Source organism: Bradyrhizobium iriomotense (assembly GCF_030160715.1).
GTDB classification, from domain to species: Bacteria; Pseudomonadota; Alphaproteobacteria; order Rhizobiales; family Xanthobacteraceae; genus Bradyrhizobium; species Bradyrhizobium iriomotense.
The window spans coordinates 35,019-51,259 of record NZ_BSOW01000017.1; the positions used below are offsets into that span (position 1 = coordinate 35,019).

The 16,241-nt window shown below is 62.1% G+C and carries 12 protein-coding genes and 1 pseudogene; 10 read left to right on the forward strand and 3 right to left on the reverse strand.

What is annotated here, in order from left to right; translation table 11 throughout:
• Window positions 1-66: 66 nt before the first annotated feature.
• From QQL28_RS23855 to QQL28_RS23875, 5 genes are all read left to right on the forward strand, one after another.
• Window positions 67-2,754: an arylsulfatase gene (locus QQL28_RS23855; protein WP_284269211.1), complete on the forward strand. Its 2,688-nt coding sequence runs from the start codon at window positions 67-69 to the stop codon at window positions 2,752-2,754.
• Window positions 2,755-2,846: 92 nt separating this feature from the next.
• Complete coding sequence (locus tag QQL28_RS23860) at window positions 2,847-5,303, forward strand: arylsulfatase (RefSeq protein WP_284269213.1); 2,457 nt, start codon at window positions 2,847-2,849, stop codon at window positions 5,301-5,303.
• A 131-nt stretch (window positions 5,304-5,434) separates the two neighbouring features.
• Complete coding sequence (locus tag QQL28_RS23865) at window positions 5,435-5,878, forward strand: hypothetical protein (protein WP_284269215.1); 444 nt, start codon at window positions 5,435-5,437, stop codon at window positions 5,876-5,878.
• A 129-nt stretch (window positions 5,879-6,007) separates the two neighbouring features.
• Entirely contained in the window at window positions 6,008-7,744 is a 1,737-nt protein-coding gene (locus tag QQL28_RS23870) for an adenylate/guanylate cyclase domain-containing protein (protein ID WP_284269425.1), read from the forward strand.
• Window positions 7,745-7,763: 19 nt separating this feature from the next.
• Window positions 7,764-8,033, forward strand: a complete 270-nt coding sequence (locus tag QQL28_RS23875) for a hypothetical protein (RefSeq protein ID WP_284269218.1) — start codon at window positions 7,764-7,766, stop codon at window positions 8,031-8,033.
• Window positions 8,034-8,221: 188 nt separating this feature from the next.
• Here QQL28_RS23875 and QQL28_RS23880 read toward each other — a convergent pair whose 3' ends face one another.
• Window positions 8,222-8,485 carry a hypothetical protein gene (locus QQL28_RS23880; protein ID WP_284269434.1) on the reverse strand — a complete coding sequence of 88 codons (264 nt, stop codon included), beginning with the start codon at window positions 8,483-8,485 and terminating at the stop codon, window positions 8,222-8,224.
• On the opposite strand from QQL28_RS23880, the gene QQL28_RS23885 reads away from it, so the two are divergent.
• Window positions 8,390-10,495 (forward strand): cytochrome c3 family protein, encoded by a 2,106-nt coding sequence (locus QQL28_RS23885; RefSeq protein WP_284269427.1) that lies wholly within the window; start codon window positions 8,390-8,392, stop codon window positions 10,493-10,495. The two genes, QQL28_RS23880 and QQL28_RS23885, sit on opposite strands and share 96 nt — an antisense overlap.
• A gap of 49 nt (window positions 10,496-10,544) precedes the next feature.
• On the opposite strand, the pseudogene QQL28_RS23890 reads toward QQL28_RS23885, so the two are convergent.
• Window positions 10,545-10,994: pseudogene (locus tag QQL28_RS23890) on the reverse strand (hypothetical protein); the annotation flags it as partial.
• A gap of 551 nt (window positions 10,995-11,545) precedes the next feature.
• On the opposite strand from QQL28_RS23890, the gene QQL28_RS23895 reads away from it, so the two are divergent.
• Complete coding sequence (locus QQL28_RS23895; RefSeq protein ID WP_284269219.1) at window positions 11,546-11,761, forward strand: hypothetical protein; 216 nt, start codon at window positions 11,546-11,548, stop codon at window positions 11,759-11,761.
• Window positions 11,762-11,764: 3 nt separating this feature from the next.
• Here QQL28_RS23895 and tgt read toward each other — a convergent pair whose 3' ends face one another.
• Window positions 11,765-12,916, reverse strand: a complete 1,152-nt coding sequence (gene tgt, locus QQL28_RS23900) for a tRNA guanosine(34) transglycosylase Tgt (RefSeq protein ID WP_284269220.1) — start codon at window positions 12,914-12,916, stop codon at window positions 11,765-11,767.
• Window positions 12,917-13,132: 216 nt separating this feature from the next.
• Here tgt and QQL28_RS23905 point away from each other — a divergent pair, with 216 nt between their 5' ends.
• The 3 genes from QQL28_RS23905 (at window position 13,133) to QQL28_RS23915 (ending at window position 16,084) form a co-directional block, all read left to right on the forward strand.
• Window positions 13,133-14,314 carry a patatin-like phospholipase family protein gene (locus tag QQL28_RS23905; protein WP_284269221.1) on the forward strand — a complete coding sequence of 394 codons (1,182 nt, stop codon included), beginning with the start codon at window positions 13,133-13,135 and terminating at the stop codon, window positions 14,312-14,314.
• A 141-nt stretch (window positions 14,315-14,455) separates the two neighbouring features.
• Window positions 14,456-15,196, forward strand: a complete 741-nt coding sequence (locus QQL28_RS23910; RefSeq protein WP_284269428.1) for a TetR/AcrR family transcriptional regulator — start codon at window positions 14,456-14,458, stop codon at window positions 15,194-15,196.
• A gap of 282 nt (window positions 15,197-15,478) precedes the next feature.
• The gene (locus QQL28_RS23915; RefSeq protein ID WP_284269222.1) at window positions 15,479-16,084 is read left to right on the forward strand and encodes a PepSY domain-containing protein; all 606 of its coding nucleotides are present in this window, start codon (window positions 15,479-15,481) and stop codon (window positions 16,082-16,084) included.
• Window positions 16,085-16,241: the final 157 nt, after the last annotated feature.

Here is a 16,241-nt window from a genome sequence, read left to right on the forward strand (position 1 = left end):
TCCATATCAAATCCTTTTTCTTGCCGGCGGCGAATGATCTCCCTTTATTTGAAGGGAGGAATCGCAATGAGCACCGCCCGATCCTTCATCTCTGCGTTTGCACTAACACTTTCCATTTCGGCTTCGGCAATAGCACAGCAGCCTCAACAGGCTGCACCACCACCCGGCTCACCCGCTGCGACCATCACGATTCCCGGCGACCAGCTTCCGCCTCCGCCGCAAAAATTTGGCGGCAAGATCGAACGTGATGCCAGGGATTCGAAACCGTATTGGCCCTCACGCGTGGTGCCACCGAAAGGCGCACCGAACGTCCTCCTGATCATCACCGACGATGCCGGCTATAGCGTTCCCTCCACGTTCGGCGGCGTCATCCCGACGCCCGCGCTCGATCGCATCGCGCAGAACGGCTTGCGCTACACGAATTTCCACTCGACCGCATTGTGCTCGCCGACACGCGCAGCCCTCATTACCGGGCGCAACCATCACTCGGTCGGCTATGGCGTCATCGCCGAACAGGCCACCGGCTTTCCCGGCTACGACAGCGTGATCACCAAGGACAAGGCAACGATCGGCCGGATTCTTTCCGACAACGGCTATCACACCGCCTGGTTCGGCAAGAACCACAACACACCGGAATACCAGGCGAGCCAGGCCGGCCCCTTCGATCAATGGCCGACCGGCATGGGCTTCGAATATTTCTATGGCTTCATGGGCGGCGACACCAACCAGTGGGAGCCCGGCAATCTCGTCCGCAACACAACCCCGATTTATCCCTACGTCGGAAAGCCCGGCTGGAATCTGGTGACGGCGATGGCCGACGAGGCCATCGACTATGTCAATCGCATGAACGCGCTGTCGCCGGACACGCCGTTCTTCGTCAAATTCGCGCCCGGCGCAACCCATGCGCCGCATCATCCGACGCCGGAATGGGTCAAGAAGATCGGCGACATGCACCTGTTCGATCAGGGCTGGAACAAGCTGCGCGAGACGATCTTCGAAAACCAGAAGCGGCTGGGCGTCATTCCGCAGAATGCGAAGCTGACGCCTTGGCCGAAAGACCTGATCAAGGAATGGGATCAGCTCTCGGCCGATGAGAAGAAGCTGTTCACCCGTCAGGCCGATGTATTCGCGGCCTACGTCGCGTACGCCGACGATGAAATCGGCCGCGTGATCCAGTCGATCCAGGATATGGGCAAGCTCGACAACACCCTGATCATCTATATCGAGGGTGACAACGGAACGAGCGCGGAAGGTCAGCCGAACGGCACGCCGAACGAAGTGGCGATGTTCAACCAGATCAACCCGTCGGTCGAGGAGCAGCTCAAATATTTCTACGACGTCTGGGGCACCGACAAGACCTACAACCATATGTCCATAGGCTGGGCCTGGGCATTCGACACGCCGTTCTCCTGGACCAAGCAGATCGTCTCCCACTTCGGCGGCACGCGCCAGGGCATGGCGATCTCCTGGCCGGCAGTGATCAAGGACAAGGGCGGTGTTCGTACGCAGTTCCACCATGTCATCGACGTCGTGCCGACCATTCTCGAGGCCGCTCAGATCAAGCAGCCGGAATTCGTCGACGGCATCAAACAGAGCCCGATTGAGGGCGTCAGCATGATGTACACGTTCGATGCGAAGAACGCGAACGCGGCCTCGACGCACACGACGCAGTACTTCGAGATGATGGCGGATCGCGCCATCTACAACGACGGCTGGATCGCCAGCACGAAGGTGTTGCGCCCGCCGTGGGTGACGGTCGCGAAGCTGCCGGCCCCGGGCGACTACCCCTGGGAACTCTATGACCTGCGCAACGACTGGACGCAGGCCGAGGACGTCGCCGCCAAGAACCCGGACAAGCTGAAGGAGCTGCAGGCGCTGTTCTGGAAGGAGGCCGAGAAGTATCAGGTGATGCCGCTCGATTCGACGGTGGTTTCGCGCATGATCACTCCGCGTCCGAGTCTCAGTGCCGGTCGCACCAACTTCGTCTGGACGCGACCGATGACCGGCACGCCGAACGGCGACGCGCCGAGCCTGCTCAACGCCTCCTACAACTTCAAGGTCGACGTTGACATTCCCGATGGCGGCGCCGAGGGCATGCTGGTGACGCAAGGGGGCCGTTTCGGCGGCTACGGCTTCTATATCCTGAAGAGCAAACCCGTCTTCACATGGAACCTCGTCGACCTGAAGCGCGTGCGTTGGGAGGGGCAGGAACTCACATCCGGCAGACACCTGATCGAGTTTGATTTCAAGTACGATGGCCTGGGTGCGGGCACCATGGTGTTCGGCAATTATACCGGCATCGGACAAGGCGGCACCGGGACGCTGAAGGTCGACGGCAAGGTGGTGGCCACTGAGAAGATGGAGCACACGCTTCCGTTCATCCTGCAATGGGACGAAGCGTTCGACATCGCCTCCGACACCGGCACGCCGGTCGACGACAACGACTATCAGGCGCCGTTTGCCTTCACCGGCAAGATCAACAAGCTCACGCTGGACATCGACCGGCCCAAGCTGAGCCCGGACGACGTCAAGCGCTTGCAGGAGGCTGCGCGTGCGGCGGGCGATGGCCCGTCCGCCGACGACGGAAAGACGGCTTCCGCCGAACCGCCACAAGTCGGCACCGTCGGCTTGAGCCTGGTCGACAAGGGGAAGTTGCGGATCGACAAGCGCGAGAGCTGCCGCAAGCAGGCGGAGGCGCAGGGTCTCGGCATGGTGGACCGACTAAAGTTCGTTCAGACTTGCGTTCAGCAATAGTGCCGGGTGCTGCGGGGCCGCCTCGCGCGGTCCCGCGACACAATAACCTTTGCACGATCAGGGAGGACTTCGTCGTTTAGGAGGATTTTGCAATGAATACGCGCAAGATCTTTGCGCTGCTCATGTGCGCATCATCGCTCGCATCAGTAACGGCATTTGCACAGCAGACATCACAGACTGCAGCACCGATTGGTGCACCTGGCGCGACGATTACAATTCCCGGCAACCAGCTTCCGCCACCCGATCTGAAATTCGGCGGGGTCATCAAGGAGAAGGCCTCTGAATCGACGCCATGGTGGCCGCCGCGCGTCGTGCCGCCCAAGGGGGCGCCGAACGTGCTGCTGATCATGACGGATGACCAGGGTTTTGGCGCGCCCGGCACCTTTGGCGGTCTCATCCCTACGCCCAGCATGGACCGGATCGCTAATGCCGGCTTGCGCTACACGAATTTCCATTCGACGTCGCTGTGCTCGCCGACGCGCGCCGCGCTGATCACCGGGCGCAACCATCACTCGGTCGGCTATGGGGTGGTCGGTGAAATCGCAACGGGTTTCCCGGGTTACGACTCGATCATCCCGATCGAGAAAGGCACGATCGGCACCATTCTGAAGGCGAACGGCTACGCGACTTCGTGGTTCGGCAAGGACCACAACACGCCGTCCTATCAGTCGAGCCAAGCCGGGCCGTTCGATCAATGGCCGAACGGAATGGGCTTCGATTATTTCTACGGCTTCGTCGGTGGCGATGCGAGTCAGTGGCAGCCGAATCTCTTCCGCAACACGACGGCGATCTATCCCTTCCAGGGCAATCCCGGCTGGAATCTGGAAACTGCGATGGCCGACGAGGCCATTCAGCACATGAAGCAGCTCAAGGAGGTCGCCCCGGACAAGCCATTCTTCATCTATTACGTGCCGGGCGCAACCCATGCGCCGCATCACCCCACGCCCGAGTGGGTCAAGAAGATCAGCGACATGCACTTGTTCGACGAGGGCTGGAACAAGGCGCGCGAGAGGATCTTCGCCAACCAGAAGCGACTCGGCATCATGCCCGAGAACGCCAAGCTCACCCCTTGGCCGAAGGATCTGCCGGAATGGGATTCGCTGGGCTTGGACGAGAAGAAGCTTTTCATCAAGCAGGCGGATGTTTATGGCGCCTATCTCGCCTACGCCGACCATGAGATCGGGCGGGTCGTCCAGGCGGTCGAAGACCTCGGCGAGCTGAACAACACCCTGATCATCTACATCGGCGGCGACAACGGTGCGAGCGCCGAAGGCATGCTCAACGGCACGCCGAACGAGTTCACCACCTTCAACGGCGTTCCCGTGCCGGTGAAGGACCAGTTGCTCTGGTATCCGTTCTGGGGGTCGGAGCGAACGTTCCCGCATTTCGCGGCGGGCTGGGCGTGGACGATGGATACACCCTTCAAGTGGGTGAAGCAGGTACCATCACACTTCGGCGGGACGGCCCAGGGCGTGGTCATGTCCTGGCCGGGTCACATCACGGATGTGGGCGGCATCCGCCGCCAGTTCCACCACGTCATCGACATCGTGCCGACCATTCTCGAAGCGACCGGCATTTCGCAGCCCGACACGATCAACGGGATCAAGCAGATTCCCATCGAAGGCGTCGGCATGACGTACACGTGGGACAAGGCGAACGCCCCCACGGCGTCGCGCCACACCACGCAATATTTCGAGATGCTCGGCAACCGCGCCATCTATCAGGACGGATGGGTGGCAGCCACGACGCCTGCGACGCTCCCCTGGGAGCTCAGCACCAAGACACCACCGGACGTAATCACCGGGTACAATTGGGAGCTCTTTGACGTCAAGGAGGATCCGACACAGTCCAATGACCTCGCTGCAACCATGCCTGACAAGCTCAAGCAGATGCAGGACCTCTTCTACGCCGAAGCCAGGAAGTACAACGTGCTGCCGCTCGACAACTCGACCCTCGCGCGCTGGAATACGCCGCGCCCGAGTCTCACGGCGGGTCGAACGGTCTTCACCTATTCGGGCGAACTGATCGGCACGCCCGCCAGCGCGGCGCCCGACGTCATGAACAAGAGCTACCGCATCACCGCTGACGTCGACCTTCCCGACGGCGGGGCCGAGGGGATGATCGTCACCCATGGCGGCCGCTTCGGAGGCTACGGCCTGTTCCTGAGCAAGGGCGAGTTTGGCGTCGGCCGGGGCAAGGTGGTGTTCCTCTACAACCTGCTCGACCTCAAGCGCACCACGTGGGAGGGGCCCGAACTCGGCGCCGGCAAGCATAGCATCGTCTTCGATTTCAGGTCCGACAGTCCGGGTCTCGGCAAGGGCGGCACCGGCGTGCTCTCCGTCGACGGCAAGGAAGTGGCCAAGAATTCGATGGAGCACACCATACCGGTGACATTCCCGGAAGACGAAACCTTCGACGTCGGCCAGGACACGCGTACCGGAGTGGCACTGGTCGAGTATCGCTACGACGTTCCGTTCAAGTTCACTGGAAAGATCAACAAGCTGACATTCAAACTCGAACCCGAGCCGCAAACGCAAGGCAAGAACTAGCACTGTTTGAACGCGCGATTGAACTCAGGGCGAAGGAGGAAGCCGTGAACATCGCCAATCAGTGGATGAATTCGATCCTTAAGGACCTGAAAGACGACGATCTATAGAGTTCCTCCAATCAAGCGAGTGGCATGAGTACGTTGTCGACCGAGATCGACATGTGGAAAGACATGGAGGTCGCAAAATGGACCGTTCTCGCCGCAGCCGTCGAGGTCGCGGCGACGGGTCTTGTCCTGTTCGTCCGGCCGTCGTGGTTTGCCTGGCTGGTATTCGGCGCCGACTTTTCCGACGCCGGCGCAGCGCTCGGCCGGCTGACGGCCATCGCTTTGCTCGGACTGACACTCGCCACCTGGCCGCTATCTGGCGCGGTGAGCCCGCCGTCATCATCCGCCCGTGCGCTACTTATCTACAACGTCCTGGCGGCACTTTATCTCCTCTACGTGGCGACCGGCGGCCAGTTGATAGGCATCCTCTTGTGGCCGGCGATCGTTCTGCACGCCATCTTCTCGATCGTCCTCGGTCGCGCATGGCTCGTCGAAAGAAACCTCCAGAGAGAAGACGACTTCTCGATCTAGCGGCGGAGTTTGACCTGGTCTCACGATCGAACGGGATTGGTACCACACTGAAACAGCGAGGGTAGTCCGGTGACAGACATTGCCAGCACGACCGGAGCCCCTGCTCGGCGGAGCAATCTGCTGGGCGGCCTGCTCATCTTTCGCCAATCGATCAGGCGCAAGATCGTCGGAATCTCCGTGGCGTTGATCATCCTGATGGTGATCACATCGGCTCTTTCCATGGTGATGTCCAAGCGCGTGGAGCATCTGCTCGACGAGCTGACAGTCCGGTATATCCCCGCCTATGGTCATCTGGCGCGAGCCAACATCCGCTCGCTTGAACGCGCGCTGGCGCTGCGTCGAATGGTGATCGCCAAGATGCAGGTGCCTGCGGATGAGGAAAGGTATGCGGGCCGCCTGCGTTTCTTTCAGGAAAAAGGTGACGAAGTCGAGCAGGAGGCGAACGCCGCGCGCAAGCTCATCAACGCGATCATAGACGACGTCAGCACGCCTTCGGACAACGCCGCTCTGGCGCGCATCGACAACCGTATCGACAGCGCCCTGACGGAAGGGAGCCGCCAACTGGGCGAGGAACAAGCGAAGTTGCTCAAGCAGCTGGATTCAAAAGATCTCACGGAGACTCGTGCCACGCTGGCACGCGTGGACACTCTGCGCGATCAGCTCACCCAGAAGATCGATGCAATCCGGGCCGACATGCTGTCGCAGGTGTTCGCGAGTACATCGACCGTGATCCGCGATCAGCAGCAAGCGATAGACGTATCAGCCGTCGTTACAGGCCTTGCGGCCGTGCTTGGCCTGGGGTTTGCTTTCCTTGTCAGCAGCGGCATCACCCGTCCGGTACGACGGTTGCTGGAAGGCACCCAAGAGATCGAAGCCGGCCGCTTCGATCAATTGATCAGCGTCTCCACAAAAGACGAGATTGGTCAACTTTCAGCCGCGTTCAACCGTATGGTCGAGCAGCTGCGCCGGAATGAACGTATCCGCGAAACGTTCGGTCGATATATCGATCCAAGGGTCGTGGAAGGACTGCTCGACCGCCCCGACGCGGCGACCGAGGGCCAACGCCGTCTCATGACCGTGATGTTCTGCGACATGAAGGGCTTCACCTCGATGAGTGAAGGCATGACGCCCCAGGGTCTCGTCAAGGTCATGAACTGCTATTTGACGATGATGTCGGAGCCGATCCGGGAACGCCACGGGGTGATCGACAAATACATCGGCGATGCCATCATGGCCTATTGGGGCCCGCCGTTCATTGAGGAAGCGGATCAGACCCGCCTCGCCTGCCTTGCCGCGATCGACATGGTCGACCGGGTGCCCAAGCTTCGTAAGCAACTACCGGAGCTTCTGGGGGTTCGCGTGATACCGGCCGAATGCGACGTCCGCATCGGTATTGCCACGGGCGAGGTGTTGACCGGCAGCATCGGCTCGGACCTGATGATGAGTTTCACCGTCATGGGCGACGCCGTCAATCTTGCGTCCCGACTCGAGGCAGTTAACAAGGTCTATGGATGCCGCATTCTGATATCCGAAGCGACCGCCGCCACGGTCGGGACCGAACTCGAACTGCGTGAGATCGATCGTCTTGCGGTCGTCGGACAGAGCAAGCCGCAAGCCGTGTTCGAAGTGATGGGAAGTCATGGAGAGCTTACGAAGCAGCAGGAGCTGTTGCGATCCCGGTATAAAGAGGGTCTTGCGGCCTATCGCATTGGGCGCTGGGAAGATGCACGCAACGCCTTCAATGCTGCTCTCGAGGTGTCCCCAGGGGATGGCCCGTCGCTTACTCTCCTGAACCGCCTCGACCATCTTCAATCCAATCCGCCACCGGCCGACTGGAATGGCTCGTGGCACATGGAGCACAAGTAACAGACGAGGAAAGCGAAACATGTACAAGCTTCTGGGCTTACTGGTGCTGGCAAGCACGATGAGCGGACTGACGGCCGGCATCGCCCAAACCGCTCAGGAAACAGTGCCGACGATGCTCGCGGCGCAGATACGTATCCAGGGGTTTGCGTGCGAGAAGGCGCTCAGCGCCATCAAGGACAGGAAACGATCAAAGCCGGATCATGAGGTATGGGTGCTGAAGTGCAGCAACGCGACTTATCGGGTGAGCCGTGCTCCCGACATGGCTGCGAGGGTCGAGCTGCTGCGCTGAAGTCCTCGTCGACTGGACTCGCGTGACATGGATTGCGCTTCACGATGGCCAAAGGCGCCGGAAAGCACCGCAAGCGCGACAAGGTCCGCACGCAAGTGCGACCGCCCAGGCCGGCCGATGTCCTCCCACAACCGTCTCCCGCCGTCAGGCCAAAATCCGCTACATGGATCGCGATTGGCTTCGGCGCGCTATTGCTTGTCCTGATGGCTGGTGCGTTGACGTGGTTCAACGGACCGAACAACGTCTCGATTGAACAACGTCAGACCGCCGAGCCGACCTTTGTCGGCAGTCAAACCTGCAGCGGCTGCCATCAGCGCGAAGCCGATCTCTGGCAAAATTCGCAGCACCGGCACGCCATGGACCACGCTAGCGATGCGTCCGTCCGTGGCGACTTCAATGATACGGCCTTTGAATATGCGGGCACGCGCTCGCGCTTCTTCCGGAAAGACCAAAAGTTTCTCGTCGAGACGGACGGACCGGATGGCAAGCTCGCGACATTCGAGGTGAAGTACACGTTCGGGCTTGATCCGCTACAGCAATACTTGATCGAGTTTCCCGACGGTCGTGTCCAGGCGCTGTCGATCGCATGGGATACCCGGCCCAAGGACCAGGGCGGCCAGCGCTGGTTTCACCTTTACCCTGACGGCGCGATTACCCATGACGATCCCCTGCACTTGACGAAGCTGAACCAGAACTGGAATTTCATGTGCGCGGAGTGCCATTCGACCGCCGTGCACAAGAACTACGATGCAACCAAGGACCGGTTCGCCACGACCTTCTCCGAGATCAGCGTCGGGTGCGAAGCGTGTCACGGTGCGGGCTCGCGCCACGTGAGCTGGGCTCGTCAGAACGCGAAATCCCGCGATCCAGATAATGGCCTGCTGGTGAAGTTCGACGAACGCGCGGGCATCACCTGGTCTGCCGATGCCGGGACATTGACGCCGATACGCAGCGCGCCGGCGCCGATGCTGCGCAAGGAGGTCGAGACCTGCGGGCGCTGCCACGCGCGTCGCGGTCAGCTTTCCGAAGATTGGGTTCCGGGCAGGTCGCTCTCGGAAACCCATCGGGTGTCCCTGCTCGATCGGCAACGCTTTCATGCCGACGGTCAGATGCGGGACGACGAAGAGACGTACAACTATGCTCCGTTCAAGCAGAGCAAGATGTTTGCCAAGGGCGTGACCTGCAGCGATTGCCACGACCCGCATAGTGCAGCGCTGAAGGCGCCCGGCGACGGGGTGTGTGGTCAATGCCACCCAGCGGAGAAATATCAAACAGCCGCTCATCGGCAACACGCCAATGTCACGCCGTCGCCGACCTGCGCCTCCTGTCACATACCGGAGCGGCGATACATGGTCGTCGACCGCCGCCACGACCACAGCTTCCGGATACCCCGCCCCGATCTGTCCGTGCTGTCGGGCACGCCGAATGCGTGCAACGATTGCCACCGCGACAGGTCCGCTGGCTGGGCGGCACAACAGGTCGAAGCCTGGTTCGGCCCGCAGCGGCACGGTTATCAGGCCTACGCACCGGCATTTCATGCAGCCTGGAGCGAAGCGATTGACGCGCAGGCCCAACTCGGGGCCGTTGCCCAGGCCGGCGACGTGCCGGCATTGGTACGCGCGAGTGCGCTGGCCGAGCTTCCCCGGCCTGAGGTCGACCTTATCCGCCGCGGACTTGCCGATCCCGATCCGCTCGTACGGCTGGGAGCACTTGATGCCATGGAAGCTATTCCTGCAGACCAGCTCTGGGGGCTCGCCTCACCGCAATTGACCGATCCCGTTCGCGGCGTGCGTATCCGGGCTGCCGAGCTGCTGGCGTCCGTTTCCCCGTCGCGCCAGCCCGCCGCCGATCGCGATAGGTTCGCGCAGGCCGCAGCCGAGTTCGTGACGGCGCAAAGGTTGAATTCGGACCGTCCCGAGGCGCGTACCACGCTCGGCAGTTTCTTTGCGCGTCAGGCGAACGCTGCCGCGGCGGAGGCCGAGTATCGCGCGGCGCTCACGCTTGATCCTTCGTTTTCGCCCGCCGTGATTAATCTCTCCGACCTCTATCGGCAGCTCGGGCGCGAGAGTGATGGCGAGCGGGTTCTTCGCGACGCCTTATCCAGATCGCAGCCGAGCGCTCCGCTCCACCATGCGCTTGGTCTGTCGCTCGTCCGTCAGAAGCGGAACGATGCGGCGCTCGATGAACTGCGTCAAGCGGCCATGCTGGACCCCAGCCGGTCGCGCTATGCCTACGTCTACGCCATCGGGCTGCACGCTGCAGGTCGCCGCGACGATGCACTTGCCGTCCTCAAGACAAACCTGAGCGGACATCCCAATGACCACGACAGTCTCTCGGCGGCAATCGCGTTCAGTCGAGAAAAAGGGGATTCCGCTGCAGCGCTGGAATTTGCCGAGCGGCTTGCGCGCCTGACGCCCGGCGATCACGCGATCGCTGAACTCATCAAGCAACTCAAACGATAGGCATCGCCGCAAGTTGACGCCATCTGCGCGCCACGATCAAGAGGCGCGGCTAATTGCGCACCGCATAGAGCGGCGTTCTGAGCGTCAGTTGGTAGGCCGGCTTCGGCACCCACATGATCTCCGCGGTGACGCCGAACAGGCAGTTGTCGTTATCGTCCATGCGATCGAGATCCAGCCGCACGATCGGCTGCGTGAAGGGCTGGATCGGCACAAGGTTCAGAAGCTGTGCGCCCTCAAAGGACTGAACGCCAAAGCATCCGGTAAACTTCCAGTTGCTCGGCTATTGGTAGTAGCCGCCAACATAGCCGATCGTATTTGGTCTGACCCTGACCAGCGCATTGCCGACATCGACGCGCGTGTGCTGGATGCCCGCAATCAATCCCCTCGTCTCATCCTTGTCCAGCGCGTAGTCGAACTCGAGGATGTTGTTGAACGAAGTCGCGGTCAGCGGTCCGTTGGGGACCGACTGGGTGATTGTCGACTGCAGGGTCACGGTCGGGAAAAGTCAATCAATGATGCGCTCCGAACTCGTCACACGAGCCTGCCATTGCGGCAAGGCCAACCCCAGATGGTGAAACATGTCTTGGCATGAATTATGTCACTTTGTCCGCGATATCTGATCGCGATTTCCTCGTCGAGTTCGATGTCGCTCATCCAATCGATCCGGCTGCAGCTCATCAAGATCGGGCTGGCCAAACGCGGCACCAAGACCGTCAGCATGCACGGCTTGTGGAAGTCCGCCGCGATCCTCGCCGCCGATACTTCGGCACGGCAGGCGTTGAGACAATCAACCTGCACAAGTCAGATGCCATGGCCGATCACCAAGCCAAGATGCGGAAGTGCGCACGCCTTCGCGCCAAGACGCGCCCCAAACGCGCGATGATCCGGCACGTGAAGTGATGTTGCAGCGCAGGATTCTTGTTTGCGCTGCGAGATCGGGACTCCTGAATATGTGCAAACTTTAACGAACCTACGCATTTGTGTTGCGACCTCGTCAACGAACTCTGCTTATGTTAGACTTACGTCCAACAGCAGCAGGGAGGTCCCACGATGTCAGCATTTGCTGAAGTCATGTCGACCGTTGTGCGTAACCGCGATCCACGTTGCAGTGAGTTGCCCACTTGTCCGGTCTGCGCCGACTCCATGGTCGCCGCCGAAGCTTCCGCCTATGTCTCGGACCACGTGATCAGCTATCTCTGGACCTGCGACACCTGTGGTTACGGTTTCGTGACAAAGCATTCCGTTAAACGGTTCACTTGCAATTGACGCCTAGCGTGGGGCGATGTCGCCCCTCGCCCATTCTTCGCGCGTACGCTGATAGAATTCTTCGAATTTGCCGTGTGCGATCGCGTCCCTGATGCCCTGCATCAGGTGCTGGTAGTAGGCGATATTGATATCTGACAGCAGCATGGCGCCGAGCGTCTCGCCCGACTTGACGAGATGGTGAAGATAGGCGCGCGCATAATTGCGCGCCGACGGCCATGTGCTCTCCTCATCGAGCGGCCGCGGATCGTCGGCGTGGCGCGCGTTGCGCAGGTTCACCTGGCCAAAGCGCGTGAAGGCGACGCCGTGGCGGCCATTGCGCGTCGGCATCACGCAATCGAACATATCGATGCCGCGCTTCACGGCTTCGAGCAGATCGTCGGGCGTGCCGACGCCCATCAAATAGCGCGGCCGGTCGGACGGCAACGCCGGCGCCGTCTCGTCGATCATAGCCAGCATTACATCCTGCGGCTCGCCGACCGCGAGCCCACCGATCGCGTAGCCGTGAAAGCCGATCTCGACCAGACCTTCCGCGCTCGCGTGTCGCAGCGACGGAACGTCGCCGCCCTGCACGATGCCGAACAGCATGTAGCCGTCGGGCGCGCTCTCGAAGGCGCGCTTGCTCCGCTCCGCCCAGCGCAGTGACAATCGCATCGCACGCTCGATGTCGTCGCGCTCGGCCGGCAGCCGCACGCATTCGTCCATCTGCATTGCGATGTCGGAGCCGAGATAGCGCTGCACCTCGATCGAACGCTCCGGCGACAATTCGACCTTGGCGCCGTCGATATGGGAACGGAAAGTGACGGCGTTCTCGCTGACCTTGCGCAAATCCGACAGCGACATCACCTGGAAGCCGCCGGAATCCGTCAGCATCGGGCCGTTCCAGCCGGTGAACTTCTGCAAGCCGCCGAGCGCCGCGATGCGTTCCGCGCCCGGCCGCAGCATCAAATGGTAGGTGTTGCCGAGCACGATGTCGGCGCCGGCCTCGCGTACCTCGCGCCAATGCATACCCTTCATGGCGCCGGCGGTGCCGACCGGCATGAAGGCGGGCGTGCGCACCACGCCGTGCGGCGTGGTCAGGCGGCCGGTGCGCGCGCTGCCATCGGTTGCGAGCAGCTCGAAATGATTGGGAAGACCCGTATGACCAGGAAGATTCATGGCGCTGCTTATTGCGTGCCGGGAGCGGCCAATCAACCCGCTCGGGATGCGCTGGAGCGGCTTATGCCCCAAGCTGGGACACAATTTTCGCAGACTTGCGGAACACGGCGGCTTGTTAAATAAAACGATACAGTATAGTTTTATCCTGGGGGCTGGACGAGACGCCGCGGCGATGCTGACGGCGGTAGCACATGCGTGATCTCCAGCCGCCAATCCATGCTTTTTCCTTCCTGCTCGACTGACGGCTCCATCCCCTCCGGTGGTTGGATCAAACGGACTGCCGCTCGCCTGTTCGCATCGGCAGCGCTGGCGTGTTGCCTTGCGCTGCCCGCGTGCACCTCCCTACCGCGAACGCCCTACACCGCAGCCGAGGCCAGCGCCTCGCGCGTGCTCGATATCGACGGCTTGCGGCGCTATGCCGACGAGCCCATTACGAAGTTCAGCTTCGAAAAAGAGTATAAAGCCGCGAGCCGAACCTATCTCGCGCTCTCCGGCGGCGGTGCCGACGGCGCCTATGGCGTCGGCGTTCTGAACGGCTGGAGCGCGGCCGGCACCCGTCCGACCTTCTCGGTCGTTTCGGGCGTCAGCACCGGCGGGCTCATTGCACCCTTTGCGTTCCTCGGCCCGCAGTACGACGAAACGCTGCGAGAGGTTTACACCAGCGGCATCGCGGAAAGCCTGCTCAACGATCCAAGCATCATGCGCGTGCTGTTCGGATCCGGCCTGTTCGGCAATAAGCGGCTCCGGGAGTTGGTGGCGCGCTACGTCGGGCCGGAGATCCTCGCTCAGGTCGCACGTGAAAATGCCAAGGGCCGAAAGCTGCTGGTCGTGACGACCGATCTGGACACCCAACGCACCGCCATCTGGGACATGGGCAAGATCGCTGCAGTCGGCACACCCGAGGCGCTGCACCTGTTTCGCGACGTGATGGCAGCCTCCGCCAGCATTCCCCTGGTCTTTCCACCTATCATGATCGAGGCCGAGGGCCAGGGCCACAGGTTTCAGGAGATGCATGTCGACGGTGGCGTGACGGCCCCGGTGCTAACGCTGCCGGAGGCCCTGTTCTTCCAGGGACGCCTGCCCGGCAACGCAAAGATGGACATCTACATCCTCGTCAATAAAAAGATCGAGCGCACCTTCGAGCTCGTGTCCAACAGCACGATCGATGTCGCCTCGCGCAGCCTGTCATCAATCACCCAGTCGCAGACGCGCTCGATCATCTTCTCGACCTACGATTTCGCCAACCGCAACCGGCTGGGCTTCCACCTCTCCTACATCGAGCGCGATTATCCCGCATCGCCCTCGGAAGGGTTCGACACCGCCTATATGCGCGCGCTCTACCAGCATGGGTACGAGAAGGCGGCTGCCGGCCGCGCCTGGAGCTCGACGCTTCCCTAGGATCGCGCGAGCCCCGGCGGAACGGCGCCTTGCCGAGATGGTTGATGATGCGGCCGATTCGGCCAGATTCGCGATGACGCCCCCCTTGCCGCGCGTTATAGAGCGATGACGGCGATCACGACCACGCAGGAATCATGGGGCATGGGATTGACTGCGACCAAGACGAGAACGGCGAAACGGGAGGTCCCGAAATCGCGCGGCGGCCGGCCGACCAAGAGCGCCGCCATCGAGCGCGACCAGCGACTGATCGAGGTCGCCACGCGCCTGTTCCTCGATCGCGGCTATGACGCAACCTCGCTCGACGCCGTGGCGGAGGCAGCCCGAGTCAGCAAGCCGACCGTCTATGCGCGCTACGGCGACAAGCGCGGATTGTTTGCCGAGGTCTTGAGGCGCGAGATCGCGCGCTGGCTCGCGCCGCTTGCCGAGGCCGCCGAGGTGCAGCTCACGCGTCCCTCGGACATTTCGGTCGAGCAGCGCCTGGGCGAGGTCGGCCGCGAGATGCTGATGTTCACCTGCGGTCCCGACGCCGTCGCCTTCAGCCGCATGATGACGTCACAGGCCATCAACTTCCCCGACATCGCCAAGCTCGGCAAGGAGGAAGGCTGGATGAAGGCCGTCTCCACGACGGCGCGGTTCTTCGATCATCTGGTCGCGCAGGGCGCCATGGACCTCGAGGATACCGGTATCGCGGCCGAGGTCTTTCTCGACGTCGTCGTCGGCCATACCCACCGGATGGCGACATTCGGCACACCGCTGGAGATGAAATCGGCCGAAAGGCGCATGCGCTCGGCGATCCGGCTGTTTTTGGCAGGCGCGCTCGGGCCTCCGGGCCGCGTCCAGACCGCGCGCAAGGGCGCGGTTCCGCGGCGCCCGCCCCGCTGACAAGTTCGTGACATCGGCACGTTTTCCCGCCGCGCGGCCAATTGCGCCTTGCTCATAATAAAACGATACGGTATGGTTTAGTTTATAAGCAAGGTACGGGCTGATGCCTTCCTAGCCCCTGGCAGGACCGCACCGTTCTTAAGACTTTGATCGCTGTAACATCCTACGCTGTTGCAACGCTCCGCGGCCGGCCAGTTGCCCCCGGTCGGCCGCGCAATTCTTGTTCAAGACAGTCCGGACCATCCGCCGGCAGAGTCAGGCTTCGGGATGGAGAACTTGAAAATGCGTACGCCGAAATACTGGAGACAGCTGCTCGCGATCGCCCTGTGGGCGGTCCTGCTCCCTGCCCCGGTCTATGCGATCGCGGCGTCGACCGACGCGCCAGCCTCGCTCCGGAGCGAGGCCGACGACAGCGCGGCCCTGGACCAGCGGGCGGTCGACCGCGAACTCGCCCTGTTCCGCGGCTCCGCGATTTCGCTGAGGCAGGCGATGGCGATCGCCGAAGCACAGCATGCGGGCTCGACGACCGCCGACGTCAGTTTCGACGGCGCCGCTGCCTCGCCGGTCTACCGGGTGAAGACCCTGCACAATGACCGCGTCTGGCAACACGCGATCGACGCCACGACCGGCAAGATCGTTGGCGGCGCCGCCGCCTCACCGCTCGACGAGTTCGATGCCGATGACCGCAGCAACCTCGCCACCCTCAAGGCGATCCAGCACCGGCTGGCCGACGCCGTGCGCGTGGCGGAGCACGCTGCCTCGGGCAAGGCGATCAGCGGCGGCCTGATCCGCGAACGCGGCCGGCTGAACTTCGCAATCGTCGTCATGAGCGGTAACGACCTCAAGGAGGTCATCCTCGAGCCGCCCGGCGCCGCGAGCCGGCGGTAAAACGAGGCGCCTGCTCCGTTACAGCCCGAACCGGGCCGAAAAGCCGTTGACGGCGGCCAAACTCTCCCGCATAAGTCGCCGCCATGATGACCGCGACGAAACGCACGACGAAAACCACCACGGCCTTCGGGGCCCGGGGAGGCGTGCGCGCGTAGTC